At 68.5% G+C, this 1,263-nt stretch carries 1 protein-coding gene; it reads right to left on the minus strand.

The features are described 5' to 3' along the window. Window positions 1-20 precede the first annotated feature (20 nt). Window positions 21-1,263: transposase (locus tag LDL49_RS56430; protein ID WP_225303196.1), on the minus strand; the 1,243-nt coding region annotated here is incomplete at its 5' end.

Here is a 1,263-nt window from a genome sequence, read left to right on the forward strand (position 1 = left end):
CAACTCCCAAGGCCAGGTAGTTAAGGTTTTTGGGCTGCTGGCAAGAGCGTTGGGGAGAGCGGCCCGGCAGTGTAGATACCCGGCCCGATCTTGCAGATGAGCTGGCTGTCGGCCCAGCGCGACAGTTGTCGATACATGGTGTTCAGGGTGACATCGCCTAGGTGTTGGGCGATGTCGCAGGCTCTCCAGGGGCGGTTGGGGTCTTGGTGGAGGAGGGCCAGGACCTGTTGTTGTCTGCGGCGGTCGGCTGGGGCGATGGGTCGCTCGTCTCGGGACGTGGCCGGCAGTGTGGGCGGGGGTGGCAGGAGGGTGATGTCGAGGTCGGTGATGGTGCGGCTGTGGTCGGGCCGGCCGTCGTTGAGTCGTTCGTGGTAGCGGGAGATGGGTGATTTGACCTTGCGGGTGCTGACGCGTGGGCGGCGGGGTGGCAGCAGCCCGGCCAGGACACGGCGTCCGATGGCACCGGCCAGGCCGGTGGCGTTGCCTGGGTTGTCGCCAGGCCGGATGACCAGGTCGCGGGCGGCGTGCAGGGCGATGGAGAAGCCGCAGCGATCGGGGTCGGTGCCGGGCCGGGATTCGGCGGCGTCGACCATCACTGTGCGAAGGAGTTGATAGAGCGTGAGCACCGACCACATCTCCTGTTCCAGGCCGGCGGGGTCGCCTGAGCGCAGGATCCGTCCTTGCATGATCGTGTGGCGGAGCGCGTAGTAGGCGGACTCGTGTTCCCATCGCTGGTGGTAGAGCCTGATCAGGGCGGCGGCCGGGTAGCGGCGGGCGTCGGTCAAGGTGGTGGCCAGGCGGTAGGTGCCGGTGAAGGTGGTGCCGTCGGTGCAGGTCACCGTCACCCGGGCCTCGATGATGCGGACCTGCAGGGCGCCGATCACCGACAGATAGGAGCCGTCGGTGAGTGAGGCGAGGATGGGGGTGCGCCGGTTGCTGCGCAGCCGGCCGAGCACCTGGGCGCCGGTGGCGGCCACCTGGGCGAGGAAGGCGTTGCTGTCGAAGCCCTTGTCCCATAACACGAGCATGTCCGGCTGCAGCAGGTGCAGCAGGCGCCGGGCATAGCCGCTCTCGCCTTCGCTGGTCGGGCCGAAGACGGCACCGATCAGGGCCCGGGTTCCGGTTTCGACGAGCGTCATCAGTTCCACTTGGGGGTAGCCGCCGTGGCCGGGGCTGCCGAGCCAGGCCCGGTTACGGATGGTGTCGGGGGCTTTGAGCGAGCTGCAGCCGTCGAAGGAGACGGTGCGGTAGGGCCCGAACCGC

This window comes from Nonomuraea aurantiaca (genome assembly GCF_020215705.1).
Classification (GTDB): Bacteria; Actinomycetota; Actinomycetes; order Streptosporangiales; family Streptosporangiaceae; genus Nonomuraea; species Nonomuraea aurantiaca.